Origin of the sequence: Halomonas sp. KM-1 (genome assembly GCF_000246875.1) — a bacterium.
Lineage (GTDB): Bacteria > Pseudomonadota > Gammaproteobacteria > Pseudomonadales > Halomonadaceae > Halomonas > Halomonas aerodenitrificans.
Genome location: NZ_BAEU01000061.1, coordinates 1 through 24,793, shown reverse-complemented (window position 1 = coordinate 24,793; position 24,793 = coordinate 1). Strand labels below are relative to the sequence as shown.

Sequence of the window (24,793 nt, the reverse complement as noted above, 5' to 3'; positions counted from 1 at the left end):
TGATCTGCAACAATGACTAACGCTGCGCTCCTCGTCGTCCCAATCATGGGAAAAGCCACCGGCTTCCATCACGGGTTGACATACTTGCGTGCTCTTCTGCTCCGGTGATGTCGATACAACGGCAGCGCAATAGCCAGTACAGAGAGCAAAATGAAGGCCAGGCTGATCGGCCGGGTGAAGAAGACGCTCCAATCTCCGTCGTGCATGGTCATGCCGCGCCGGAAGTTGGACTCGACCATGTAGCCCAGGATCATTCCCAGCACCACCGGGGCGGCGCTGAAGCCGTGGCGGTTGAGGAAGTAGCCGAAGATGCCGAAGAACAGCAGTATCCAGGCCGAGGTCAGGCTACCGGTAATGCCGTATGCGCCGAGTATGCACATCACCATGATGAACGGCAGCAGGTAAGTTCGCGGTATCTGTAGCACCCTGACAAAGAGCTTGATGCCCACCGACTGGAAGCTGAACATGAAAATGTTGGCGACGAGAAAGGCGATGATGATGCCGTAGGCAATATTGGCCTGCTCATCGAACAGCATCGGGCCCGGCTGCAGCCCATGGATCAGGAGCCCGCCCATCAGGATCGCCGCCGAGGCGTCCCCGGGAATCCCCAGCGTCATCATCGGAATCAGGGCGCCGCCGGTCATACCGTTGTTGGCCGATTCGCAGGAGATGATGCCCTCATCGTGTCCCTTGCCGAACTTCTCAGGCGTGCGCGAAATCCGCTTGGCCTGGTCATAAGCCAAAAAGGAGGCGATGCTGCCACCGGCTCCGGGAATCGCCCCGACCAGCGAACCGATCAGTGAGCTGCTCGACCAGATCTTCCAACGCCTGAACGTCTCGCGAAAGCGTGGATAGGCGTTGTTGACGCGCACCCGCCCCTCGCTCACCTGATCGGCGCGTGACGTAGTGGTATCGGTAATGATCTGCGACAGCGCAAAAAGACCGATCAGCGCCGCCATGAAATCTACCCCGCCTATCAGGGCAGGGATGCCCGCCGTCAGCCGCACTACCCCAGTCAGCGAGTCGATGCCGATCAATGAAATCAGCACGCCGATCAGGCCCGCCACGATACCCTTGATCAGCGACTTATCGGACACCGAGGCAATGATCGTCAAGCCGAACAAGCCCAACGTAGCGTACTCGATAGCGCTGAAGCGCAGCGCCGCCTCGGCGATCAACGGCGACATGAAAGCGAAGATCAGCACGCTGATCATGCCACCGATCATGGAGGCCACGATACACAGCCCAAGTGCACGACCCGGCTCGCCGTTGCGCGCCATGGGAAAGGCATCCAGGGTAGTCGCCACCGACGAGGGCGTACCGGGGATATTGAGCAGCGCAGCGGGAATCGAGCCCCCGGAGATGGCGCCGCAGTAGACCCCGAGCAACATGCCCATGCCGGTCACCGGCTCCATGCCAAAGGTCAGCGGCAGCAGCAGGGCGATCCCCATGGTGGCGGTCAATCCCGGCAGCGAGCCGAAGATCAGGCCAAGCACCGTGCCGGCAGCAATCGCCAGGAAGATATAGCCGTTGGCGAACAGTGTCGCCGCCTCGGCGAAATGGGCAAACATGACGACTCCCCCTCAGGGCATGGATAGTCCGAAAAGCACGGAAAACACCACATAGATGGCACTGGTCGCGACCACTGCGAAAAGCCCTGAAGCCAGCAGCGAGCGACGTGTGGGCCAGGCATCGTTGAGAAACTTGTCGACGAGCAGGCGAAAGACGCCCAGAAACACCAGGGTGCTGACGAAGAAGCCGATGAACGTCAGCATGATCAGGTAGAGCACGATCGCGGCCAGTGTCACCAACAGCGTGACGGCTTCACGGCGCTCGAGCCTAACACCGCCGTCGGGCTCTCGCTTGACCAGGGTTTCCACCACCAGCAGGTAACCCACCAGCAGCATGATGATGGCGCTGACCCAAAAAGGGAGGAACCCCGGTCCCGGGTCGCCGACCACCCGCATCATCGTCGGGATCGAACTTGCCAGGTGGAGAAAGTAGCCGGCCCCCAGGATCAGCAGGAGATAAAAAAGCTGCTTCTCAGTCACTCGCGTCATGGCGGACTCCCCGTTATCAGCAGCGGATCAGGCCCCATGTCAGAGGCCTGACCACGGTCATCACTACTTGAGTCGCTGGGCGGTGCGGATGAAGGACTCGGCGAGTTCCGCCATGCGTGCGTCCAGCGCCTCGCCGGGGGGCATGAAGTCCACTTCGGCGCCCTGGTTAGCAATCGCCTCCTGCACCTTGGCATCGCGGGTTGCAGCTTCCAGGGCTTCTGCCCAGGCGGCCTTGACCTCTTCATCGACTCCTGCTGGAGCGGCGATTCCGCGCCAGTTGGTCAGGCTCAGCTCATAACCCAGCTCGCTGAGGGTGGGAACGTCCGGGTAATCTTGCAGGCGATCATCGCCGAGGCTGACCAGCGGTATCAGCCGACCAGAGCGCAGGCCGGAAGCGAGGTCGGCCAGGTTGAGCATCAACGCATCGATGTGTCCCCCCATGGCCGCGGCCACCGCATCGGAGGAGCCATCATGGGGGATCTGGCGAGCCCGGTAACCCACCATATCGGCCAGGATCTCGCTGGCGACGTGGGTCGAACCGCCTGCGCCGGAGAAGCCGAAGCTCACCGTCCCGGGATTGGCCTGCATGTCTTCGACCAGCGCTTCCCAGCTATCCCAGGGACCATCGGCACGCACCGCCACGACGTAGTCCTCGCTCATGACGTTGCCGAGGTAATCGAAGTCCGAGTAGGTATAGGTGGCATTGCCCATACCTTCGGTGGCGAAGATCACGTTGTTGGGGATGGTCACCGTGTAGCCGTCGGGCTTGGCGTTGGCCACCTGGGTAAAGCCGAGAATACCGCCGCCCCCCGGCACGTTGGAGACCACGATGGTTTGCCCCAGCGCCTCTTCGAGAGCCGGCTGCAGCGTTCTTGCCAGTACGTCGGTACCACCGCCGGCGCCATAGGGGATTACCATGGTGATGGTCTTGGTGGGATAATCCGCGGCAGCGATGCCTGCAGCCATCACGCCAGCGATGAGTACCGAGAGTTTGGTGGTGTTGTGAGTCATGGCGTTTTCTCCTTTGAGTTATTCTAATCATCTAATCAAGCCATGGCCGCTCTGTCAGCGGTCAGGATTCTGCTCTACCCGTCGGGTCAGTAATGACCTTTTGTCGATTGCGCTCCCCTGTTCAGGCCGAAGTCCGCAGCGCGCTGACGAACCGCCTGAGCCAGCAGCGTAACGTCCAGTCCGACCGCCACGAAGGTCGCGCCCAGTTCGAGGAAACGCCTGGCCTGGTCAACGTCACTGGTCAAGGTACCGGCGGCCTTGCCGCAAGCCACAATGGTGTGAATCGCCGCCTCGATGGCCGCCTGTACTTTGGGATGGCCGGGGTTGCCGAGGTGCCCCATCGAAGCCGCCAGGTCTGCCGGGCCGATGAATACGCCATCCACGCCCTCCACCGCACAGATCGCCTCGAGATTATCGAGTGCGATGGTCGTCTCGGCCTGCACCAGCAGGCAGGCTTCATCGTTGGCGTATTGCACGTAGTCAGGGCGGCCATTCCAGCGCGATACCCTGGCGACCCCCGCGCCGACGCCGCGAATGCCCTCAGGGGGATAGCGCGTCGCGGCGACCATGGCGGCTGCCTGCTGCGGGGTATCGACCATGGGTATCAGCAGGGTCTGGGCGCCGATATCGAGCAGTTGCTTGATCGCCGCGGCTTCACCCTGCAGCGCACGCACCACGGGGTGACCGCCATAGGCGGCTACCGCTTGCAGCTGGGCGAGCGTGCTGCGCACATCGTTGGGCGCGTGTTCGTTGTCGATCAGCAGCCAGTCGAAGCCCGCCGTGGCGCACAGCTCGGCACTGTAGGCATCACCCATCGATAGCCATAGCCCGACCTGGGCTCTGCCCTCGGCCAAGGCCTGCTTGAACGGGTTACCCGCTGCAGGACCGCGGTTACTGGATACGTTCATGGCTGCTCCGGTTGTTGTTGTCATGCCTCTTCTCAGCGCAAATTGCCCTGGCAGAGGTACTTGATGTGCTGATAGTCCTCGAGGCCATGGACCGAGCCTTCACGTCCGTAGCCCGACTCCTTGATGCCGCCGAAGGGCGCCGCTTCGGACGCCACGGCGCCCTCGTTGATGCCGACGATGCCGGCCTCCAGCGCATCGGCGACGCGCCAGATTCGGCTGACGTTTTCCGAATAGAAGTAACTGGCAAGCCCGAACGGCGTGGCATTGGCGGCCGCCACCGCTTGCTCTTCCGTGGCGAAGCGCAGCAGCGGCACCAGCGGCCCGAAGGTCTCCTCATGGCACAGCTGCGCGTCGGACGTGACGTCGCCAAGCAGCGTCGGTGCCACGTAATTCGGGCCCAGGTCGGTGCGCACCCGCTCGCTCCCCACCAGCACTCTTGCCCCCCGGGTCACGGCATCGTCGATATGCGCGAGGATCTTGTCCACGGCACGGGCGTTGATCATCGGTCCGATCTGACAGTCGGGGTCACTTGCCGGCCCCACCCGCAAGGCGGCAACCCGCGCGACCAGCTTTTCGGCGAAGGCGTCGAATACCTTCTCCTGTACATAGACGCGATTGGGGCAGACGCAGGTCTGGCCGCCATTGCGGAACTTGGCGGCCATCAGGCCCTCCACGGCGGCGTCGAGATCGGCATCCTCGAAGACGATGAAGGGGGCATTGCCGCCAAGCTCCAGCGAGAGTTTCTTGAGCGTATCGGCCGATGCTCGGGCCAGATGCTTGCCCACCGGGGTGGAGCCGGTGAAGCTGATCTTGCGCACCCGGGCATCCTCGAGCCAGGCGTCGACCACCTCGGGTGTGCGCCCACGCGAGGCGCAGACGATATTGATCACCCCAGGCGGAATACCGGCCTCTTCGGCCAGGCGCACCAGCGCCAGCGAGGTCAGCGGGGTATCCTCGGCGGGCTTGGCCACCACCGTGCAGCCTGCCGCCAAAGCCGGCGCGATCTTGCGCGCGATCATCGCCGCCGGAAAGTTCCAGGGCGTCACCACTGCCACCACGCCAACCGGCTCCTTGACGGCCAGCATGCGTCGCCCGGCGACCGGCGGCGCAATCACCTCGCCGGCAATGCGTGGCGCCTCCTCGGCGAACCACTCAATGTAGCTGGCCGCATAGCCCACCTCACCCTGACCCTCGGCGAGGGGCTTGCCCTGCTCCAGTGATATCAGGCGTCCCAGATCCTGCTGATGGGCCATCACCAGGGTGTGCCAGCGCTTGAGCAGCTCGCCACGCCGCTTGGCCGGCGTCGCACGCCAGCCGGCAAAGGCGTGGTGGGCGGCATCGGCCGCTGCCCGTGCCTCCTCGGCACCGCTGTCCGGCACCTCGGTGATCGGCTGCATGTCGGCCGGATTCGAGATCGCCAAGCGCGCCCCGTCGGCGGCGTCGCACCAGTACCCGGCAATGTAGTTGCGGGACTGAATCAGGTCACCTCGTTCCAGCGTCAGGGTCATTGTCACGCTTCCTCTCTGTGGGCTAACGCTCTGTTGGCCGACGTTGCCATCAGCTGACGATACCAACGTGCCACGGCACGAATTCGTGATCCCCAAGCCCGAGCCGCTCGCTGCAGCTGCGCTCCCCGGAGGCCACACGCAGGATATGCGCGAAGATCTGCTCGCCCATCGCCTCGATGCTGGCCGTACCGTCGATGACCTGGCCGCAGTTGATATCCATGTCCTCGCGCAGGCGCTCGAACATGGGGGTGTTGGAAGCCAGCTTGATGGTGGGAGCCGGTTTGGAGCCGAACATTGAGCCGCGTCCGGTGGTAAAGCAGATCAGATTGGCGCCGCTGGCGATCTGCCCGGTCGCCGATACCGGGTCGTAGCCCGGCGAGTCCATGAACACGAAGCCCTTGGTCGCGATCGGCTCGGCGTATTCGTATACCGCCTGCAGTGGCGTGGTGCCGCCCTTCATCGCCGAACCCAGGGATTTCTCGACGATGTTGGCCAGCCCGCCGGCCTGGTTGCCCGGCCCAACCACACCGTTGAACTGGCCGCTGTGGCCGCGGGTGTACTCTTTCCACCACTCCAGGCGGTCGAGCAACTTTTGGCCCACCTCGGGCGACACGGCGCGCCGCGTGAGCATGAACTCGACGCCATGTATCTCGGGTGTCTCAGACAGAATCGCGGTACCGCCCTGGCGCACCAGGATATCCATGGCCGCCCCCAACGCCGGATTGGCCGAGATCCCCGAGAAACCATCCGAGCCACCACACTGCAGCCCGATGCTGAGGTGGCTGGCACTCACCGGCTGGCGCTCGATCCGGTTGGCCTCGGGCAGCATCGCCTCGATGGCGGCGATGCCGGCGGCGATGGATTCACGGGTACCGCCACTCTCCTGCATCACCAGGGTGCGCACCTTGGCCCCCACCTCGAGTCCCTGGGACTCGACCAGGCCTGACACCTGGTTGCGCTCGCAGCCCAGCCCCACGATCAGCACCCCGGCGAAGTTGGGGTGCCGCGCATAGCCGGCCAGAGTGCGCCGCAGCAGGTCGAAGTGATAGCTGGGTGAGGACATCCCACAACCGCTGGTCTGGGCGAAAGCCACCACGCCATCGACGTTGGGGTAGTCAGCCATGCGCTCCGCGGTGAAGTGGTCGGCGATATGTTTGATGACAGTGGCCGAGCAGTTCACCGAGGAGAGGATGCCGATGAAGTTGCGCGTGCCGACTCGGCCATCCGGGCGCACGATGCCCTGGAATGTGGCCCGCTCAGCCTCCGGCACATAATCCACAGGCCGCACGTCCTGGCAGAAGGCGGGATCGCGGTCGATCTCGGTCAGGGTGACGTTATGGGTGTGCACATGCTCCCCGGACGCAATGTCGCGGCCTGCCGCGCCAATCACCGTGTCGTACTTCCTCACCGATTCACCGGCGGCGATCCTGCGGGCAGCGATCTTGTGCCCTGCCGGCACCTGGGCGCGGGATTTCACTTCCAGCTCGGGCAGCCACTGGCCGAGACCGACGCCATCGCGGGCGATCAGGACATTATCGTTGGCGTGCAGCCGAATCAGCGTGCGGGGGGACGTTTCCATGGTCAGCGGCCTGGCTCCATCATCGAGCGTTGTAATAATCGTTGGGTCGAGTATGGGCCGCCTCTTCATGAGGATAAAATAAAACAATAGACTCTCTTCATAACCATAACGGAATGAAGAAAAGGAAAGCGCCATCATGAGCGATATCGACCGCGTCCTACGCTCGAACCTGAAACTGCGCCACCTACAGCTGCTGGTCGCACTGGATGAGTTCCGCCATATCGGCCGCGTCGCCGACTTTCTGTCGCTGACCCAGCCCGCGGTGTCGAAAATGCTGGCCGAGATAGAGCGCATGTTCGACCTCAAGCTGTTCCTGCGCTCCACCCGCGGCACCGAGCCTACGGCCTATGGCGATACGGTGGTGCGCTTTGCCCGCTCGGTACTGGCCGACTACGGTCGCACCCAGGACGAGATCGCCGCGGTTGAGAGCGGCGCCGCCGGGCGCGTCAGTATCGGCGCCATGGTAGTGGCAACGCCGGAGCTACTGGCAAACGCCATCCAACTGCTCAAGGCACGCTCCCCCAACAGCACGGCTCTAGTGGAAGAGGGCGACCTCAAGCGCCTACTGCCCCGCCTGCGTACGGGCGAACTCGACCTGCTGGTAGGCCGCCTCGAACCCGGCTACGCAGCGCCGGACCTGGACACAGAAGCGCTCTACGACGAGGCGATGTGCGTGGTCGCCGCCCCGACGCACCCCGTTTGCAGCATGCCCACACCGCAGTGGGCAGATATCGCCGAGCTGGCTTGGGTCGTTCCTCCCCCGTGGGCTTCATCGCGAATCAAGCTCAACCAGATGTTCTACAAGCATGGCCTCAACCCACCCGCTGACCTGATCGAAACGGCCTCATTTCTCGCCACCCTGACCTTCGTTCAGCAGCGCCCCGCCCTGGGCTACCTCGCCCACGGCGTGGCGCGCCACTTCGCGGCACAGGGCTTGCTCAAGGTATTGCCGCTGGAGATCCCCATCGAGCTGCCACCGGTGGGGATCATCACCCTGCGTGGCAGAATCAAGACACCGACCTGCCAGCAAGCGATCGAGTGCCTGCGGCAGGTGGTAGATGGACAATAGCGGCCCCGGATGAGGCTCGGAGCCCCCGATGGAGCAGAGGAGCCGTTCAATAGCCACGTCCTCGGTCGACGATGCCGACCATCTCGCGGCCTTCGCGATGCCGGGCAATGTTGTCGAGCACCCTCTCGATCGCGCTTTCGGGCTGGGTCATGCTGGCGACATGGGGGGTCAAGAGTATTCTCGGATGGGACCAGACAGGGTGGTCCGAAGGCGGTGGCTCGGGGTCGAATACATCCAGCACGGCTGCCGACAGCTGTCCGCTGTCCAGCGCCGCCAGTAGATCCGCCGTGACCAGATGCGGGCCGCGGCCGACGTTGACCAGCGAGGCACCGTGCGGCAACTGCCCGAACAGCTCGGCGTTGAGGATACCTCGGGTCTCGTCAGTCAGCGGCAGCAGGCAAACCAGCACCTGGCTGGTGGAGAGAAAGCTCGGCAGCTCGTCGTCACCGGCGAAGCACGCCACGCCTTCCTGTTGACGGCGGGTGCGACTCCAGCCCTGGCAGGCAAAACCCAGGCCGGTGAGGTGTTGCGCCACTGCACCGCCTAGTTGCCCCAGGCCGAGGATGCCCACACGGCACTGCGAGGCAGGGCGCACGCGCCAGGCCTGCCAGGTCGACGTGCGCTGCTGATCGATGTAATCGATCAGGTTGCGGTGCAGCGTCAGCACCGCCATGGCCACATACTCCTGCATGGTGGCGACGATGCCCGGCTCCTGCATTCGCACCAACGGCACATGACTCGGAATGCTGTCCAAGTCGAACTGATCGACCCCGGCGCCGAGCGAGAAGATGACCTCGAGATTGGGGAAACGCTCCAAGTCCTCTATCGGCGCCCAGGTCCCCAAGTAGCGTACGTTTTCTTCACTGCCGATATCGGGCCAGACACGAAACGCGATATCCGGCGCACGCTGCTCGAACAGACGCTGCCACTCCCGCCCCCGTTCAGGGTCGGCGTTGTAGATGAAGCTCATCTCGACTCCTCCAAAACCGCGTCAGGCCGGTGAGCGCTGGCGTGCCATCACCATCAGCATTACCAAGGCAAATGAGGTGGCGGTCAACAGCGTGCTGATGGCGGCGATGGTCGGGTCTATCTCGTCACGCAGCGCAGTGAACATCCGCACCGTCAGGGTCTGGTTTCGACCACCGGAAATGAATAGCGCTACCATGGTTTCATCCAGCGCCTGGATGAAGGCGAAGATCGCACCGGTTACCACGCTGGGCATGATCTGCGGCAGCGTCACGGCCATGAAGCTGCGAAAGCGATTCATGCCGAGGCTTCTCGCCACCATCTCCTGCGTTTGATCGAAGCCATGCAGCCCGGCAGTGACCGCCGTGATCACGTAGGGCAGTGCCAGCATCACGTCGGCCATGATCAGGCCCGGGATGGTGTACAACATCCCCGATAGCGCATAGATGAAGAACACGCCCGTAGCGACGATGATGATGGGTACGATCAGCGGCAGCAGCAGTACGATCTTCAGATAGCGCATCAGCCGGTGCGTCGAACAGTTGATGGCGTAGGCCGCCGCGACACCGATCGGAGTGGCAATCAACGCCGTGGCAAACGCCACGATCAAGCTGGTCCTTGCCGCTGCCATCCAGCCGGGATTGCCGAAGAATGCCTCATACCAGCGCAACGAATAGCTGGTTGGCGGAAAGGAGAGGAAGCGACTATCCGAGAACGACATTGGCAGCACGATCAGTACCGGCAGAATCAGAAATACCAGCACCAATGCCACATACCCAATGAAGACGAGCCGACCCAAGGATAATTTAGTCATTTCGCACCGAGTATTTTCTCAAGGGGAACCAGGCGACTGACCACATAGAAGATGATCAGCACACAGATCAGCAGCACCACGCTGACGGCACTGGCCGCCCCCCAGTCGCTATAGAGCTGGATATTGCGACTGACCAGCATCGACGCCATGACGGTGCGCCCGCCGCCGACCAGTTCCGGCGTGATGTAGAAGCCCAGGCAGAGCACGAAGACGAGGGTCATCCCGGCCAGAACGCCACTCAGCGACAAGGGAAAGAACACCCGCATGAAGACATGCAACGGGCTTCCCCCCAGGCTGGAGCCCGCCAGAACGAGATCCTGGGGAATTTTCTGCATGGTGGCATAGAGCGGCAGCACCATGAACGGCAGCAAAATGTGTACGGTGGCGATGATGGTGCCCAGTTCGTTGTGCACCAACGGAAGGGGGGCGTCAGTGATACCGCTGGCCATCAAGGTCTGGTTGACCACCCCCGAGCGCTGCAGCAGGATCAACCAGGCATAGGCCCTGACCAGCACGCTGGTCCAGAACGGCAGAATCACCAGGGCCAGAATCAGCATCGCCCAGCGTTTTGGCAAGATCGATGCGGCATAGGCAATGGGATACCCCATCAGCAAAGCCAGTAGGGTCACGATGACACTGATGCGAAAGGTCAGATAAAAGGTGTTCCAGTAAATGCCTTCGGTGAAGATCCGTCGATAATGCGCCAGGCTGAGTGCACCGTCGGCATAGAAGGATTGGACGATCAGCCAGCTCAAGGGCACGACCAGCAGTGCAAAGACCACCAGCACGGCCGGCGACATCAGCAGCATCATCAAGACATGTTCGCGGCGTCGATGACGCAGCGATGGGTCAATGGCGCTTGCGGCAGCTTGGCGGTCATGAATCGCGGTGGCTTTCAAAGCGCTTCTCCTGGCATGGAAACGACGCAGCCGATGCCGCACACGCCGTATGTGCGGCATCGGCGTTCTCATTGCTGCATGAACTCGAGCCAACGCCGTTCGGCCTGCTCGCCCTCCGAGGAGGACCACCACTCGTAGGACATCAGCACCTGGCGCGCGGCATTTTCCGGGTAGCTCGGCAGTTCTCGGGCACGCTCATCGGAGATCTTGCCGGTATCGAATGCGGCCGGGTTGCCCGGGCCATAGTCGATATGGAGCGGCAGATTGGCTTGATACTCTGGATCGATGGCGGCATTGACGAACTCGATCGCCGTATCGAGGTTGGGCGCCCCCTTGATGATGCAGAGGTGGGTATTCTGGAGAATGCCTTCGTTGTAGGTGAAGTCGGCGTTGGCGCCCTCATCCATGATGGCGCTGACGCGTCCATTCCACATCATCAGCATGTCGACTTCACCGTCGTAGAGCAGCTGGGCTGACTGGCCGCCCGAGGTCCACCAGGTGGCGATGTGCGGTTTTATCTCTGCCAATTTCTCGAAGGCGCGATCGACATCCAGCGGATACAGCTCTTCCGGTGTCACGCCATCGGCCAGCAGCGCCGCCTCGAGCGTGCCCAGGGGATGGTTACGCAGGGCACGGTTGCCGGGGAATTCCTCGACGTTCCAGAAATCCGCCCACGTCTCGGGTGGGTTGCCGTTGAAGGCGTCGGGATTGTAGGCCAGCACGCTGGAGTAGAACTCATAGGCGACGGAGTAAGGGGTCTTGTATTCCTCGGGCATCGACTCCGCATTGGGCACTCGACTGAAATCGAGCGGCTCGATCAACCCCTGGTTGCCGCCACGCACGCAGTTCAACGGCGGCGTGTCGACCACATCCCACACTGCCTGGCCGGTGGTTCCTTGAGTGCGAATCATCGGCCAGGCATCCGGAGCGCTCTCCTGGTGAATGGTGATACCCAGCGCCTCGGCGACGGGGTCCAGGATAGCCACCGTCTGGGCCTCCTGATAGGCGCCACCCTGGGAAACGAAGGTGATCTGTCCGCCCGCCATAGCGTGGGAAATGCCTAGCGTTCCCGCTAGGACCACGCTGGTGCCCATCAACGTCTTCAAGCCATGCGTCTGTTTCATCTTGTTGTCTCCGCTGCTGATGACATTTGCGACCGTTAGCGCCCGATCGCGTCGAGAAATTGATACCAACCCGCTACCAGTCGAACTGCTACTTCTCGTAAGGGGTAAAGGGGTACGGCCTTGAGACGACTCGCTTCCAGAAGCGCCACGTCCGGCGATTCGCCAGCGGCGAAGTCCGCCGCCAGGCCTCCGAGCAGGGTGGACATGGCCACACCGGCGCCGTTGTAACCGGCGGCATAGCTCAGCCGATCGTCGAAGCGGCCTACATGAGGCAATGCATCCATCGTCATAGCGACGTGCCCCGACCAGCGATGGGTAATCGCGACTCCTGCCAGGTCAGGAAACATCGCCACCATCGCCCGCCGCAGGGCAGTGAAAGCCGCCTTCGAATCACGCTTGCCGAAGGCTCCCCGGCCACCGAACATGAAGCGGCCATCTACCTTGCGGAACCAGCGCATCATGCGGCGCGTTTCGCCATAGCTCCTGGCATTGACCAGCAGGCTCTGTTGCAGCGCTGCTGGCAGCACCTCGGTGGCGATGATCGAGCTACGAAACGGCACCAGCCGCGACCTGATCATGGCGCTCGCCGGGGTGAGATCGGAGTAGGCATTGGTCGCCATGATGACCTGACGCGCGCGTATTTCGCCTTGCGCCGTCACGACTCGAACCCCATCCGCCTCACGCCGAATGCCGGTTACCGGCGTGAGCTCGAAGACAATCGTCCCGTGGCGCTGGGTCAGGCCCCGGGCCAGGCCGCGCACGTAGTTCAAGGGGTGCAGGGTACCGACGCCATGGCTCAAGACGCCGCCCGTGAACGCACGAGACCCCGTCTCCTCCGCCACCTCGCCGGCCGACAGCAGGCGCAGCGAGTCATCACCCAGCTCACGGCGCATCCATTGCGCCTCTTCGGTGAGGTAGCCGAAGGCCCGCTCGGTATGCGCACAACGCAGGTTGCCGCAGCGGATGAAGCGGGCGTCCGCCAAGCCGTACTCCTCGACCAGAGACGCCACCTCATCCACCGATCGCAGCGCGAGCCGATGCATGCGCCGCGCCACCTCGATGCCGTGTCGCTGGGCGATGACGGGAAACGCCAGGCGGAACTTGGCCGATACCACGCCGCCATTGCGACCGCTGGCTCCCCAGCCGATCGGGTTGGCGTCCACAACCAGTGGAGCCATGCCGCGCTGTGCCAGGCGGTGGGCCGCCGCCAGACCGGTGTAGCCGCCGCCGATGATGACCACATCGGCCTGAGCGTCGCCCCGCAGGCACGGCAAGTCGAACGCCTGATCCGACGTATCGCGCCACAGCGAGGCAATACCGGCATCCGGCCGCGGCCCACTCATGTCACACGCCCTCCACCGCGTCGGCCAGCTCCTTGAGCGTGGTGAAGTGGAAGTCCGGCCGGGTCACCTGCTTGGGCTCGGGGGTGCCGCCAAAGCCCGGCTGACCCTGGCGCCGCTCGATCCAGCAGGTGGTGTAACCAAGCTCGCTGGCTACGCCGATATCGTGGTATTGGCTCTGGGCGACGTGCAGTATTTCCGAGAACTTGTAGCCATGGGCCGCCTGGCGCCCCCGGTTGTAGGCAAAGAATTGAGGGTTGGGCTTGGCGACGCCGGTTTCGTCGCAGGTGACGCTGTCGTCGAACGGATCGTCGAGGGTATGGGAGTAGCAAGAGAAAGCGGTGCGATCGGCATTGGTCATGGCCACCAGCCGGTAGTGCTTGCGCAGACGCTTGAGCGCCGCCACCGAGTCCTCGAATGCCGGCCAGCGAAACACCGCCATCTGGAAGGCTTCCGCGGTGGCCGGATCGGCAGGCAGTTTCAGCTCTTCGGCCAGAGAGCGGTAGACATCTGCCATAGCGCTGCTCGAGCGCCCCGGAAAGCGGTCACGCCCCCGCTTGTAAGCCTCGAAGATAGCGGTGTCGCTCAAGTCGAGCGTCGCGTCTCCACCAAGCCGACGCACCGCCTCCAGCACCCCCGTTTCGAAATCGATCAGCGTGCCCACGACATCGAAAGTCAGAACTTTGAAGTTGGAAAGTTCCATGATCGTCAATGACTCCTGTTTCTTGTGCTTCGAGGTAACGTCAGGCGACTTGTGCCGCCGGGTGTCGACATCCGGTACGGGGCACGACGATGGTGTCCTCCGGATGCAGGACCACTGTCAGGCTTTCGCCGATCGGTGGAATCTTCTTCTGGCCCAGGTGATGGCTGGGTTGGCGCAGGCTGATGGCGGTACCATCGTCCATTTCGAGAAACAGCCGCAGGCTGTCGCCCTGATACACGACTTCGCGCACGCGGCACTGCAGGCGATTGACGTCGGCCTCATGACGCCCGTCATCGATCAGCAATTTCTCGGTCTGAATGGCGAGCAGCAGCTCTGAATGGGCGGGAAGCGGCTTTGCCGAGTGCAGCGTATGCTTGCCGAGCCTGACGCTATGGGTGTCGACACGGGTCACCGGCAGCAAGGTCGAGTCGCCGATGAAGCTTGCCACGAAGGAATCCTTGGGGTCGTTGTGCAGCGTTTCGGGAGAGCCGATCTGCACCAACTTGCCGTCCTTGAGGATCGCCACTCTATCGCTCATGGTCAGCGCCTCGCGCTGGTCATGGGTCACATAGACGATGGTGGCGCCGAGCTTGCGGTGCAGTTGACGCAGTTCGATCTGCATCGTCTCGCGTAGCTGCTTGTCCAGCGCCGACAGCGGCTCATCCATCAGGATCAGGCGTGGCTCGAAGACCATGGCGCGCGCCAGGGCCACCCGCTGGCGTTGCCCGCCCGAAAGCTGCGAGATGCCACGCTCCTGGTAGCCATCGAGTTCCACCATCGCCAAGGCTTCACGCACCCGCTCCGGCCAGGTGGACTTGGGCAGCCGTCGGGCACGCAGGGGGAAGGCCACGTTCTCGCCAACCGTCATGTGCGGGAACAGCGCATAGCTCTGGAAGACCACGCCGATATTGCGCTTGTGAGGTGGCATGTAGGTCATGTCCTGGTCGCCGACCCACACCGAGCCGGACGAGGGCAACACGAAACCGCCGAGGGCACCAAGCAGTGTGGTCTTGCCTGATCCCGAAGGGCCCAGGAGCGACACGAACTCACCCGGCTCAATATCTAAGGTTATGTCGTCGAGGGCAGTCGTTCCGCCGTAGCGCTTACTGACCGAGCGGATAGAGACGCCGACACTGTCTCGTTTTTTCATGGAAAATCCCGCTTTTATTATTGTGTAAACAACTATTGGAATTGAGTACAGCAGATCGGAAGATGAGCGGCAATTGCGAAATTCTTTGGCTTGCCATAACCTGAAGTCATGCCAACCTTACGCCGCCAATTACCCAGCGCCAACGCCCTGTTCGTCTTCGAGTCGGCCGCACGCTGCGGCAATTTCACCAAGGCGGCCGCCGAACTGGGAGTCACCCAGCCGGCGGTCAGCCGCATGCTGTCGCTACTGGAAGATCATTTGGAGGTGCAGCTCTTCCTGCGCACGCCAAACGGCACCGTACTGACCGAGAACGGCCAGATCCTGTATCGGGGGATCACCGAAGGTTTTCAGAGCATTGAAAAAGCGATCCAGGAGATCAGAGCCCGCAGCACGGGACTCGAAACGGTCACATTATCGGTGTCGACAGCCTTCACCACCCACTGGCTGATGCCACGCATGCACGAACTCCAGGCCGAGTTCCCCTCCCTCGATCTGCGCTTCCAACTGATCTCCGGCTCGGTGAGCGGCTCGGTGGAGGATGTCGATCTGGGCGTGAGGTTCGTCAGCGGGGAGGACGTCCATCACCAGGCCGCACTGATCATGCCCGAGATCCTGGTGCCCGTCTGCAGCCCTGCCTATCGCGAGCAGCATGTCAGCGACAAACCCCATGACTCAGGGGTGACGCTCATCAGCCTGAGCGACAGTCGCATCGACTGGTTCGAACTGTTCCCATGCTTTCAGAACGAAGCGTCGGGCACTGCTCACTCTCTGATTTTCTCGGATTATGCCGTCGTTCTGCAGGCCGCCCTGCTCGGCCAGGGCATTGCCGTGGGCTGGATGAACATCGTCTCGCACTGGCTGGACACTGGCGCCCTGGTGCCGGCCACCGTCAAGCCAATCGCTATCGCGACCGAACGCCTCTGCCATCTCATCCACTCACGCAAGAAGCCTCTGAGCCAGGCCGCCGCCGAGGTACGCGACTGGATCATCGATGAAACCCGCAAGGACGTCGCCAAGGTGGCCAAGCGTTATCCGGAGCTTGAGCTGGATGCGCTCACCCGGCGCTGACCGTCGTGTTCCCAGGCGTGGTTCCGCGACTGCGACTGCCCCCCTACCGAATCCCCGCCCTGAGGAACGACTGCACGAACTGGCGCTGGAACAGCAGGAAGGCGACCAGCAGCGGGGCGATGCTGAGCAGCGTGGCGGCGCTGACGGTGGCCCAGTTGACGCCGGTTTCCGGCGCCGAGAAGATGCCGAGCCCCACGGTGAGCGGGCGGCTCTCCACCGAGTTGGTGACCACCAGCGGCCACAGGAAGTTGTTCCAGTGGTGGCTGATCGAGACCAGGCCGTAGGCCAGGTAGGTGGGCTTGGCCAAGGGCACGTAGACCTTGAGCAGGATCGCCATCCAGCCGCAGCCCTCCACCCGGGCCGCCTCCTCCAGCTCGCGGGGGATGGTCTTGAAGGTCTGGCGCAGCAGGAAGATGCCGAAGGCGCTGGCTACGTAGGGCAGCCCGATGCCGGTGATGGTGTCGACCAGCCCCAGGCCGCTGGCGATGCGGTAGTTCTCGACGATCAGCACCTCGGGGAAGACGAACAGTTGGATCAGCACCAGCATGAACAGCACGTCGCGCCCGTGAATGGGAAAGCGGGCGAAGGCGAAGGCCGCCAGGGTGCAGACCACGAACTGCGCCAGGACCACCCCGGTGACCAGCAGGAAGGTGTTGAGGTAGTAGCGGGCGAACGGCGCCTGGGCCCAGGCGTTGGCGAAGTTGTCCAGCGTGATCGGAGCGAACAGGTCGAAGCGCACCATGTAGGCCGGCGGATGGAAGGCGGCCCAGATCGCGTAGAGCAGCGGAAAGATCCAGATGATCGCCAGCAGCCAGGCGGCCGTGGTCTCGAGACTCGGCACGCGCAGGGCGAAGCGGCTGGCGGCGGGGCTGATGGCTCGGTTCATTGCGCGGTTCATTGATAGTGCGTCCTGCGGTCGATCACGGTGAACTTGAGCGTGGCCACCACCGCCAGCACCAGCAGGATCACCACGGTGATGGTGGCGGCATAGGTGCGGTCGAAGAACGAGAAGGCATTCTCGTAGACGTAGTAGAGCAGCAGGTTGGTGGCGTTGTTGGGCCCGCCCTTGGTCAGGATGAACAGGTGATCGACCACCCGCACGGCGTTGATCAGGGCATTGATCAGCACGAACAGCGTGGTCGGCATCAAGAGTGGGAAGGTCACCCGCCAGAAGAAGCTCCAGCGGCTGGTGCCCTCCAGGTCCGAGGCCTCCTTCAGCTCCGGCGGGATGCTCTGCAGCGCCGCCAGGTAGAAGATCATGAAGAAGCCGGCCTCCTTCCATACCGTCATCACGATCACCGAGGTCAGCGCCACGCTGGGGTCGCCCAGCCAGTTGACCCCGGAGAGCCCCAACGCGCCGAGCAGCTTGTTGAACAGGCCGATCTGCGGTGCGTAGAAGAACATCCAGATGTTGGCCGCGGCGATCATCGGCAGGATGGTCGGGGTGAAATAGGCCATGCGCACGAAGCCGCGCCCCGGCAGGCGGGCGTTGACGAACAGCGCCATGCCCAGCGCCAGGGCGATGGAGGTGGGAATGGTGCCGAAGGCATAGATCAGGTTGTTGCGCGCCACCCGCCAGAAGGTGCGATCCTCCACCAGCATGGCGTAGTTCTCCAGCCCGACGAACTCCGGCGGCGCGCCGCGAAAGCCGGGCAGGAAGAAGCTGTTGATCAGCGTCGCCACGGTGGGCAGGTAGGCGAAGGTGCCGAGCAGCACCGCCGCCGGCAGCAGCAACAGCGCACCGTAGATCTGCATGCGTCGGTCGGCGTTGTGGATCAGCATGGCCCTTAACTCGTCTCGGGGCTGTCCGGGGGCAAAGCCTACGAGGAGGCGCTGTAAATCCTTCCCTGGACGCTACATTCGACATCCCTGTCGAATGACCTCCTCTTCGACCTTGCCCCCGGCGCCCTGTCTGCGTCGGTTCGAATTCTCGACGTTATGCCTTTAGAAGCCTCAGCGGGAACGTGCATAACGTCGCAGCGCCGCATCGGCTTCGGCTTGGGCCTGCTTGAGCGCCTCCTCCGGCGACATCTGGCCGGTCAGCGCCGCCTGCACGGCGTTGTCCAGCGCCCGGCGCACCCGCCCGCCCTGGTAGGTGGCCAGCTCCGCAGTGGCGTGCTCGAGCTGGTCGCGGGCTACCGCCGCCGGGGCGAACTCCTCGACGTAGTTGCGCAGTGCCTCGGTCTCGTAGGAGGCCGGGCTCACGCCCATGTAGCCGGTTTCGATCGACCAGGCCGCGGCGCGCTCGGGGTCGGTCATCCAGCGGATGAAGGTCATCGCCGCGCGCTGCTCCTCCTCGGTGCTGTCCTTGAACAGGTAGAAGTTGCCGCCGCCGGTGGGGCTGCCACGCTGGGTGTTCATGGGCAGCATCGCCACACCGAAATCGAAGCCGGCCTCGTTGCGCACCGCGGTGAGGTTGCCGGTGGTGTGCCACATCATGGCCGTAGCCTGCTCGATGAAGTTCTGACGCAGCGTGCCCCACTCGATGGTGCCGTCGGGCATGGCCTGATGCTCCTGGGAGAGTGAGACCCAATACTCCAGCGCCTCGATGGCAGCGGGATCGTCGAAATAGACCTCGGTGCCCTCTTCGTTCATCAGCCGGTGACCGTTCTGGAAAGCGAAGGCCTGGAACATCCAGTAGGGGTAGCCGGTGGACGGCACCATCACGCCCCACTGCTGGCCGTTGCTCGCCTCGCGCACCGCGGCGGCCATCTCGGCCATCTCCTCCCAGTTCTCGGGCGGCGTCTCGGGGTCGAGCCCGGCGGCCTCGAAGGCGTCCTTGTTCCAGTAGAGCACGATGGTGGAGCGCTGGAAGGGGATGCCGTAGGTCTGGCCGTCGATCTGGCCGTTCTCCATCAGCCCGGGATAGAAGCCGTCGAGCCATTCACGCTCCTCGTCGGTTTCGATCACCGAGTCGAAGGAGACGATGGCGTCCTGCTCCAGCAGGTCGAACAGGTCGATGGAGAACAGCACCGAGAGCTGCGGCGCATTGCCTGCCTCGATGGCTGACATCGCCCGCACCCGGGTGTCGTCATAGTTGCCGGCATAGATGGCGTTCACCGAAATATCCGGGTGCTCGTTCTCGAACTCGGCCACCAGACCGTCGATCACGTCGGTCAAGGCCCCGCCCACGGCCACCGGGTAGTACATGGTCAGCTCGGTCTGGGCCTGGGCGTTCAGCGAGCCGGAGGCCAACAGCCCGGCCACCGCCGCGGCACCCAGTCTGCCGCCTGATAGAGAGAAGCGTGCGTTCATCGGTTCACTCCTGAAGAGTCGTTCCCTGCGGGATGGGACGAGGCTCGTGCCTCGCGTTCTTGGGTCGAAGCGCCGGCAAGGCCCGGCTCGAAGCGATGGCGGCCAGGCGGTGCGGCCAGGTCGTGCCCCGCTATCGCCAGCCGCTGCCCATCGCCTGCATCGAAGAAGTGCGCCGCCTCGCGCCGCCACTGCAGCCGACAGGGCGAGCCGGCAGCGAGCGACGGCCTGCCGTCGAGGCGGGCGCGCAGCTGCTGGCTGCCGACCTTGAGCCGCACGATGCTGTCGGCACCGAGGTATTCGGCATCGATCACCTCGGCGGGCACGCCGGGAGCGTCGGCCGGCAGCAGGCGGATCTCCTCCGGGCGCAGGCCCAGCCAGTGTCCCTTGGCCTCGTGGGGTGCCACGCTGCAGCGGGGTTCGCCGTCGATCACCGCGCCGTCCGCGGCAGCGGAAAGCGTCACCAGGTTCATCGCCGGGCTGCCGATGAAGCCGGCGGCGAAGGCGCTGGCCGGGCGCTCGTAGAGTTCGCTCGGGGTGGCGTCCTGCACGATGCGGCCGTCCTGCATCAGGATCACCCGATCGCCCATGCTCATCGCCTCGACCTGGTCGTGGGTGACGTAAATCACCGTCATGCCGAGCCGCTGCTGCAGGGCCTTGATCTCGCGACGCATCTCGCCGCGCAGGCGGGCGTCGAGGTTGGACAGCGGCTCGTCCATCAGGCAGATGGGGTGTTCGGAGATGATCGCCCTTGCCAGCGCGACCCGCTGGCGCTGGCCACCGGAGAGCTGGGCCGGCTTGCGCTCGAGATAGGCTTCCAGATCGACCAGCTGGGCTACCCGCGCCAGTCGCTCGCGGCGCTCGGCCTTGGGCACCTTGCGGCTGCGCAGTCCGAAGATGATGTTGTCGGCCACGCTCAGGTGAGGAAACAGCGCGTAGGACTGGAACACCATGCTGATGCCGCGGTCGCCCGGCGGTAGATGGGTGACGTCCCGCCCGCCGATCTCGATGCGGCCGGAGGACGCCTGTTCGAGCCCGGCGATCATGCGCAGCGTGGTCGACTTGCCGCAGCCCGAGGGGCCGAGCAGGATGACGAACTCCCCCGGCGCCACGTCGAAGCCGATGGCGTCGACGGCAGCGGTATCGCCCCAGCGCTTGCTCACGGCCTCGAGCCGGATGCGCTGATGATCTCGCATGGTGGCGTGCGGGGCGGATGGCTGGCGCTGCGGGCCCTGATCCTGACCCTGATTATTGTTGTCTGGGTTCATACTGCTTCCGCGTTGCCCGTGAAGGCGTGGCATGGCTGTCATCGACTCTCCCGAAACTCAGCGTAGCCGCTAATTCGACGAAGTGCGGCCATGCTGACGACTTTCGATGACACCGCCATGACACGATGACGACCTCCGCCATGTTACGGAGGCAGCGAGCCCGGCATGCTAGACTGCTGGCTTTCCCCTGATCAGGAACCGAGCGCAATGTCCCTTGAAGACCTGCACCTCAATCTCCGCAACCTGACGCAGGACGATTACCCTCAGCTCAAGCAGCTGATGGATGCCGTCTACGACGACATCGGCGGCGCCTGGCCGCAGCACTCCATCGACCGGCTGATTCAGGAGTTCCCCGACGGCCAGATCGCCATCGAGGACGACGAGCGGCTGGTGGGCGTGGCACTCACCGTGCGGGTCGACTACGACGAGTTCTCCAACCCGCACAAGTACGACGACCTGGTGGGCAACCGCGAGATCATCTTGAACGATCCCGAAGGCGACGCCATGTACGGGCTGGACGTGCTGATCCACCCCGATTACCGCGGCTACCGCCTGGGCCGTCGCCTCTACGAGGCGCGCAAGGAGCTGTGCCGCTCGCTCAACCTGCGCTCGATCCTGGCCGGTGGGCGCATCCCCCAGTATCACGAGCACGCCGAGGAACTCTCGCCCGCCGAGTACATCGAGCGGGTGGCGCGCAAAGAGATCTACGACCCGATCCTGTCGTTCCAGTTGGCCAACGACTTCCAGGTCAAGCGACTACTGCGCAAGTACCTGCCCGAGGACGAGAAGTCCCAGGGCTACGCCACTTTGCTCGAGTGGAACAACATTCTCTATGAACCCGCCGAGCGGGTGCTGGAGAACCGCCCCACTCAGGTACGGGTGGGTGCCGTGCAGTGGCAGATGCGCGAGTGCGCCTCGGTGGAGTCGGTGCTGCAGCAGGTGGAATACTTCGTCGACGCCATTTCCAGCTATCAGAGCGATTTCGCGGTGTTCCCGGAGCTGTTCAATGCCCCAGTGATGGGCCTGCAGGATCGCGCCACCCAGCAGGACCAGCTCGCCGCCATCCGCTACCTGGCCGGCTTCACCGAGCAGTTCAAGACCGAAATCTCACGCATGGCGGTCTCCTACAACATCAACATCATTGCCGGCTCGATGATCGAGGTGGGCGAGGACGACCGGCTCTACAACGTCAGCTACCTGTGCCATCGCGACGGTGACGTCGAGAAGCAATCCAAGCTGCACATCACCCCCCAGGAGCGCCGCGAGTGGGTGATCGAGGGCGGCGACGAGCTGCGCGTGTTCGAGACCGACGCCGGACGCGTCGGCATCCTGATCTGCTACGACGTGGAGTTCCCGGAACTCGGCCGACTGCTGGCCGACCAGGACATGGACATCCTGTTCGTGCCGTTCTGGACCGACACCAAGAACGGCTACCTGCGGGTGCGCCACTGCGCCCAGGCGCGGGCCATCGAGAACGAGTGCTACGTGGTGCTGTGCGGCAGCGTGGGCAACGTTCCGTCGATCCGCAACCTGGACATCCAGTACGCCCAGTCGTCGGTGTTCACGCCCTCGGACTTCGCCTTCCCCCACGACGCGGTGCTCTCCGAGACCACGCCCAACACCGAGATGGTGATCTTCTCCGACCTCGACCTCACCCGGCTCACCGTGGTGCGCGCCGAGGGCTCGGTGACCAATCTCAAGGACCGCCGCAAGGACCTGTTCGACCTGCGCTGGCGCGACTGGTCGTGGAAGTCCGGCTCACGGCAGGAAGAGAGCTGAGCCATGTTCGACCGCCTGCGCCGCTGGCGGGCCGAACGCTTCGAGGCCCGCCATCCGTTTCCCGCGGAAGCCTGGGCCGAGGCCCGCTCGCGCCTGCCGCTGCTGACCTTTCTCGGCGACGAGGAGGCCGAGCGCCTGGGCCGGCGCGCCTGGCACTTCCTGCATACCAAGCGCACCAGCATGCATCCCGACCTGGCCGCCCACACCACCTTCGACGAGCCCGCCCAGCTGGCCCTGGCGGCCCAGGCCTGCCTGCTGACGCTGGGCTGGTCGGACGACGACCACGACGAGGCGTTCAGCGGCTTCCACGAGATCCTGATCCTGCCTGACGCCTTCCACCGCCAGGTGGAGGAGATGGATGAATTCGGCGTGATGCACGCCTACGAGGACGAGCGCGCCGGTGAGACCTCGGCCCAGGGGCCGGTGGTGGTGGCCTTCCCCGACCTGATGGAGAGCGGCGACTTCAGCGGCTTCAACGTGGTGATCCACGAGCTCGCCCACAAGCTCGACATGGGCAACTCGCTCGACGTCGACGGCTTTCCACCGCTGCCCCGGGACATGGATCCCAAGGAGTGGCATCGCGTCTTCACCGCGGTGTGGGACGACCTGCAGGCGCACCTGGAACGCGGCGAAGAGCCGCCCATCGACGACTACGCCGCCACCCACCCCGGCGAGTGCTTCGCGGTGTGCTGCGAGGCCTTCTTCTCCGCCCCGGACGTGCTCAGCGGTGCCTACCCCGAGCTGTACGACCTGCTCACCCGCTACTTCCGTCAGGACCCGCTAACTCGCCTTCCCCCGCTCGAGCTCGAGGAAGCCTAGACTCTGCCGCAAAACTGCCTCAGCCACGTTCTAGCAACCCGACCAGCTCCGGCACCGGCTTGTCCGCATGGCCGGCGTCGCTGGCCTGGCGATAGAGCGCCAGCACCGCTTCGGCCACCCCGCCCTCGGCGGCGAGATCCTGGGTCATGGTGCGGTAGTAGCCGATGTCCTTGAGCGCATTGGCCACGCTGAAGCGAAATCCCGAAGGGTCGCCGGCTTCGATGTAGGGCCGCAGTCGCTCCAGCACCACGCCCCCGCCGCCGCCCTTGCCCAGCACGTCGAGCAGCGCCGCATCGTCGATGCCGGCCCGGCGCGACGCCGCCGCAGCTTCGGCCAGCACCGCGGTGAAGCCCAGCGAGACGAAGTTGTGCAACAGCTTGAGGGTATGCCCCGCCCCCACCGGCCCGGCGTGGGCGATGTTCTCGGCAAAGCATTCGAGCAGCGGACGCACCTCGGCGAACAGCGCCTCCGGCGCGCCGACGATCAGGTTCAGTCGTCCCTCTTCGGCCTCCTTGGGCGTGCGGGTCATGGCAGCGTCCATGAAACGCCCGCCCGCTGCTTCCACCCGGGCGGCAACTCGTTCGGTGGAACTCGGCAGCGCCGTGGAGCAGTCGATCACCAGCGTGCCGGGGGCCAGCCCTTCGAGCACCCCGCCCGGTTCGAACAGCACCGCCTCCACCTGAGGCGAGCCGGTTACGCACAGGATCACCACCTCGGCGGCCTCGGCCACCTCGCGTCCGCTGCCCTTGGCCACCCCACCGGCGCCGAGCAGGTCTTCCACCGGCTGGTTGCCCGGGTGATCCAGAAAACAGAGCGTATGGCCACCGCGCAGAATGTTGGCGGCAATGCCGTGCCCCATCAGGCCGACCCCGATCAGGCCGACCCGGCGTGATGCCTTCATGTCTCTCTCCTCTCGCTGTGAATCGTTCGTCTCAACCATGCCGGATCGCCACGGTCTTCAGCCGGGTGTAGCTGCGCAGCCCTTCGAAGCCCTTCTCGCGGCCGTGCCCGGAGCGTCCCACACCGCCGAACGGCAGCTCGATGCCGCCCCCGGCGCCGTAGTTATTGATGAACACCTGACCGCTGCGGATGCCCTTGGCCAGTCGCAGTTGACGGCCGCCGTCGCGGGTCCACACACCGGCACAGAGGCCGAAGTCGGTGGCGTTGGCCAGGCGCAGCGCCTCGGCCTCGTCGCGGAAGACCTGTACCGCCAGCACCGGGCCGAACAGCTCCTCGCGCAGCACGGCATGGCCAGCGGGGATGTCGGTGAGCAGGTGGGGCACCACGAAATGGCCGCCCTCGGGGGCTCCGGCGGCCAATGCCCCCTTCGCCGCCACGCGCACACCGTCGGCCTGGGCGGCTTCCAGGCGTGCCTCCAGGCCGGCCTTCTGGCGCGCATTGATCAAGGGGCCGCAGTCGGCGTTGGCTTCGCCGGCATCGCAGCGCAGCGCGCGAAGCGCTCGACCAGCTCGCCCA

The 24,793-nt window shown here is 64.2% G+C and carries 23 protein-coding genes; 4 read left to right on the top strand and 19 right to left on the bottom strand.

Annotated features, from left to right (window positions below):
* Positions 1-68 precede the first annotated feature (68 nt).
* The 6 genes from B8115_RS06395 to B8115_RS06370 form a co-directional block, all read right to left on the bottom strand.
* Entirely contained in the window at positions 69-1,571 is a 1,503-nt protein-coding gene (locus tag B8115_RS06395; RefSeq protein ID WP_010626937.1) for a tripartite tricarboxylate transporter permease, read from the bottom strand.
* A gap of 12 nt (positions 1,572-1,583) precedes the next feature.
* Positions 1,584-2,060 (bottom strand): tripartite tricarboxylate transporter TctB family protein, encoded by a 477-nt coding sequence (locus B8115_RS06390; protein ID WP_010626936.1) that lies wholly within the window; start codon positions 2,058-2,060, stop codon positions 1,584-1,586.
* A gap of 63 nt (positions 2,061-2,123) precedes the next feature.
* Entirely contained in the window at positions 2,124-3,071 is a 948-nt protein-coding gene (locus B8115_RS06385; protein ID WP_010626935.1) for a tripartite tricarboxylate transporter substrate binding protein, read from the bottom strand.
* An 86-nt stretch (positions 3,072-3,157) separates the two neighbouring features.
* The gene (gene hpaI / locus B8115_RS06380; RefSeq protein WP_010626934.1) at positions 3,158-3,979 is read right to left on the bottom strand and encodes a 4-hydroxy-2-oxoheptanedioate aldolase; all 822 of its coding nucleotides are present in this window, start codon (positions 3,977-3,979) and stop codon (positions 3,158-3,160) included.
* 32 nt (positions 3,980-4,011) lie between these two features.
* Complete coding sequence (locus B8115_RS06375) at positions 4,012-5,487, bottom strand: NAD-dependent succinate-semialdehyde dehydrogenase (protein ID WP_010626933.1); 1,476 nt, start codon at positions 5,485-5,487, stop codon at positions 4,012-4,014.
* A 49-nt stretch (positions 5,488-5,536) separates the two neighbouring features.
* A complete protein-coding gene (locus B8115_RS06370; protein ID WP_010626932.1) occupies positions 5,537-7,066 on the bottom strand; it encodes a UxaA family hydrolase in 1,530 nt (509 codons plus the stop codon).
* Positions 7,067-7,202: 136 nt separating this feature from the next.
* Between B8115_RS06370 and B8115_RS06365 the strand changes: the two genes are divergently transcribed.
* Positions 7,203-8,135, top strand: a complete 933-nt coding sequence (locus tag B8115_RS06365) for a LysR family transcriptional regulator (RefSeq protein ID WP_010626931.1) — start codon at positions 7,203-7,205, stop codon at positions 8,133-8,135.
* 46 nt (positions 8,136-8,181) lie between these two features.
* On the opposite strand, the gene B8115_RS06360 is transcribed toward B8115_RS06365, so the two are convergent.
* From B8115_RS06360 to B8115_RS06330, 7 genes are all read right to left on the bottom strand, one after another.
* On the bottom strand, positions 8,182-9,105 hold the full coding sequence (locus B8115_RS06360) for a glyoxylate/hydroxypyruvate reductase A (RefSeq protein ID WP_010626930.1): 924 nt from the start codon (positions 9,103-9,105) through the stop codon (positions 8,182-8,184).
* A 21-nt stretch (positions 9,106-9,126) separates the two neighbouring features.
* Entirely contained in the window at positions 9,127-9,915 is a 789-nt protein-coding gene (locus B8115_RS06355; RefSeq protein ID WP_026037936.1) for an ABC transporter permease, read from the bottom strand.
* A complete protein-coding gene (locus B8115_RS06350; RefSeq protein WP_010626928.1) occupies positions 9,912-10,814 on the bottom strand; it encodes an ABC transporter permease in 903 nt (300 codons plus the stop codon). The genes B8115_RS06355 and B8115_RS06350 overlap by 4 nt, the downstream gene beginning before the upstream one ends.
* A 68-nt stretch (positions 10,815-10,882) precedes the next feature.
* Positions 10,883-11,938: an ABC transporter substrate-binding protein gene (locus tag B8115_RS06345; protein ID WP_202949064.1), complete on the bottom strand. Its 1,056-nt coding sequence runs from the start codon at positions 11,936-11,938 to the stop codon at positions 10,883-10,885.
* Positions 11,939-11,973: 35 nt separating this feature from the next.
* On the bottom strand, positions 11,974-13,281 hold the full coding sequence (locus B8115_RS06340) for an FAD-binding oxidoreductase (RefSeq protein WP_010626926.1): 1,308 nt from the start codon (positions 13,279-13,281) through the stop codon (positions 11,974-11,976).
* A 1-nt stretch (position 13,282) separates the two neighbouring features.
* Complete coding sequence (locus tag B8115_RS06335) at positions 13,283-13,981, bottom strand: HAD-IA family hydrolase (RefSeq protein WP_010626925.1); 699 nt, start codon at positions 13,979-13,981, stop codon at positions 13,283-13,285.
* A 40-nt stretch (positions 13,982-14,021) separates the two neighbouring features.
* A complete protein-coding gene (locus tag B8115_RS06330) occupies positions 14,022-15,131 on the bottom strand; it encodes an ABC transporter ATP-binding protein (protein WP_035590285.1) in 1,110 nt (369 codons plus the stop codon).
* A 108-nt stretch (positions 15,132-15,239) separates the two neighbouring features.
* Here B8115_RS06330 and B8115_RS06325 point away from each other — a divergent pair, with 108 nt between their 5' ends.
* Positions 15,240-16,199: a LysR family transcriptional regulator gene (locus B8115_RS06325; protein ID WP_010626923.1), complete on the top strand. Its 960-nt coding sequence runs from the start codon at positions 15,240-15,242 to the stop codon at positions 16,197-16,199.
* A gap of 43 nt (positions 16,200-16,242) precedes the next feature.
* Here the strand turns inward: B8115_RS06325 and B8115_RS06320 are convergent, their stop codons facing one another.
* The 4 genes from B8115_RS06320 to B8115_RS06305 form a co-directional block, all read right to left on the bottom strand.
* Positions 16,243-17,085, bottom strand: coding sequence for a carbohydrate ABC transporter permease (locus B8115_RS06320; protein WP_010626922.1), 843 nt, complete (start codon positions 17,083-17,085; stop codon positions 16,243-16,245).
* A gap of 8 nt (positions 17,086-17,093) precedes the next feature.
* Positions 17,094-17,981: a carbohydrate ABC transporter permease gene (locus tag B8115_RS06315; protein WP_010626921.1), complete on the bottom strand. Its 888-nt coding sequence runs from the start codon at positions 17,979-17,981 to the stop codon at positions 17,094-17,096.
* A 171-nt stretch (positions 17,982-18,152) separates the two neighbouring features.
* Entirely contained in the window at positions 18,153-19,454 is a 1,302-nt protein-coding gene (locus tag B8115_RS06310; protein ID WP_010626920.1) for an ABC transporter substrate-binding protein, read from the bottom strand.
* Positions 19,451-20,647: an ABC transporter ATP-binding protein gene (locus tag B8115_RS06305; protein ID WP_083861793.1), complete on the bottom strand. Its 1,197-nt coding sequence runs from the start codon at positions 20,645-20,647 to the stop codon at positions 19,451-19,453. The genes B8115_RS06310 and B8115_RS06305 overlap by 4 nt, the downstream gene beginning before the upstream one ends.
* A 279-nt stretch (positions 20,648-20,926) precedes the next feature.
* Here B8115_RS06305 and B8115_RS06300 point away from each other — a divergent pair, with 279 nt between their 5' ends.
* Together B8115_RS06300 and B8115_RS06295 are read left to right on the top strand one after the other, a co-directional pair.
* Positions 20,927-22,498, top strand: coding sequence for a bifunctional GNAT family N-acetyltransferase/carbon-nitrogen hydrolase family protein (locus tag B8115_RS06300; RefSeq protein WP_010626918.1), 1,572 nt, complete (start codon positions 20,927-20,929; stop codon positions 22,496-22,498).
* Positions 22,499-22,501: 3 nt separating this feature from the next.
* Complete coding sequence (locus tag B8115_RS06295; protein ID WP_010626917.1) at positions 22,502-23,317, top strand: zinc-dependent peptidase; 816 nt, start codon at positions 22,502-22,504, stop codon at positions 23,315-23,317.
* A 19-nt stretch (positions 23,318-23,336) separates the two neighbouring features.
* On the opposite strand, the gene B8115_RS06290 is transcribed toward B8115_RS06295, so the two are convergent.
* On the bottom strand, positions 23,337-24,218 hold the full coding sequence (locus tag B8115_RS06290; protein ID WP_010626916.1) for an NAD(P)-dependent oxidoreductase: 882 nt from the start codon (positions 24,216-24,218) through the stop codon (positions 23,337-23,339).
* 31 nt (positions 24,219-24,249) lie between these two features.
* A partial coding sequence (locus B8115_RS06285) for an aldehyde dehydrogenase family protein (protein ID WP_010626915.1) occupies positions 24,250-24,793 on the bottom strand: 544 nt, incomplete at its 5' end.

What these genes read in the sequence shown, in the direction of transcription:
- B8115_RS06360 (WP_010626930.1), bottom strand. Translation starts at nt 9,105, where the DNA reads ATGAGCTTCATCTACAACGCCGACCCTGAACGGGGGCGGGAGTGGCAG.
- B8115_RS06345 (WP_202949064.1), bottom strand. Translation starts at nt 11,938, where the DNA reads ATGAAACAGACGCATGGCTTGAAGACGTTGATGGGCACCAGCGTGGTC.
- B8115_RS06370 (WP_010626932.1), bottom strand. Translation starts at nt 7,066, where the DNA reads ATGGAAACGTCCCCCCGCACGCTGATTCGGCTGCACGCCAACGATAAT.
- B8115_RS06330 (WP_035590285.1), bottom strand. Translation starts at nt 15,131, where the DNA reads ATGAAAAAACGAGACAGTGTCGGCGTCTCTATCCGCTCGGTCAGTAAG.
- B8115_RS06385 (WP_010626935.1), bottom strand. Translation starts at nt 3,071, where the DNA reads ATGACTCACAACACCACCAAACTCTCGGTACTCATCGCTGGCGTGATG.
- B8115_RS06395 (WP_010626937.1), bottom strand. Translation starts at nt 1,571, where the DNA reads ATGTTTGCCCATTTCGCCGAGGCGGCGACACTGTTCGCCAACGGCTAT.
- B8115_RS06310 (WP_010626920.1), bottom strand. Translation starts at nt 19,454, where the DNA reads ATGAACGCACGCTTCTCTCTATCAGGCGGCAGACTGGGTGCCGCGGCG.
- B8115_RS06325 (WP_010626923.1), top strand. Translation starts at nt 15,240, where the DNA reads ATGCCAACCTTACGCCGCCAATTACCCAGCGCCAACGCCCTGTTCGTC.
- B8115_RS06290 (WP_010626916.1), bottom strand. Translation starts at nt 24,218, where the DNA reads ATGAAGGCATCACGCCGGGTCGGCCTGATCGGGGTCGGCCTGATGGGG.
- B8115_RS06375 (WP_010626933.1), bottom strand. Translation starts at nt 5,487, where the DNA reads ATGACCCTGACGCTGGAACGAGGTGACCTGATTCAGTCCCGCAACTAC.
- B8115_RS06390 (WP_010626936.1), bottom strand. Translation starts at nt 2,060, where the DNA reads ATGACGCGAGTGACTGAGAAGCAGCTTTTTTATCTCCTGCTGATCCTG.
- B8115_RS06320 (WP_010626922.1), bottom strand. Translation starts at nt 17,085, where the DNA reads ATGAACCGAGCCATCAGCCCCGCCGCCAGCCGCTTCGCCCTGCGCGTG.
- B8115_RS06315 (WP_010626921.1), bottom strand. Translation starts at nt 17,981, where the DNA reads ATGCTGATCCACAACGCCGACCGACGCATGCAGATCTACGGTGCGCTG.
- B8115_RS06295 (WP_010626917.1), top strand. Translation starts at nt 22,502, where the DNA reads ATGTTCGACCGCCTGCGCCGCTGGCGGGCCGAACGCTTCGAGGCCCGC.
- B8115_RS06300 (WP_010626918.1), top strand. Translation starts at nt 20,927, where the DNA reads ATGTCCCTTGAAGACCTGCACCTCAATCTCCGCAACCTGACGCAGGAC.
- B8115_RS06340 (WP_010626926.1), bottom strand. Translation starts at nt 13,281, where the DNA reads ATGAGTGGGCCGCGGCCGGATGCCGGTATTGCCTCGCTGTGGCGCGAT.
- hpaI (WP_010626934.1), bottom strand. Translation starts at nt 3,979, where the DNA reads ATGAACGTATCCAGTAACCGCGGTCCTGCAGCGGGTAACCCGTTCAAG.
- B8115_RS06355 (WP_026037936.1), bottom strand. Translation starts at nt 9,915, where the DNA reads ATGACTAAATTATCCTTGGGTCGGCTCGTCTTCATTGGGTATGTGGCA.
- B8115_RS06365 (WP_010626931.1), top strand. Translation starts at nt 7,203, where the DNA reads ATGAGCGATATCGACCGCGTCCTACGCTCGAACCTGAAACTGCGCCAC.
- B8115_RS06335 (WP_010626925.1), bottom strand. Translation starts at nt 13,981, where the DNA reads ATGGAACTTTCCAACTTCAAAGTTCTGACTTTCGATGTCGTGGGCACG.
- B8115_RS06305 (WP_083861793.1), bottom strand. Translation starts at nt 20,647, where the DNA reads ATGCGAGATCATCAGCGCATCCGGCTCGAGGCCGTGAGCAAGCGCTGG.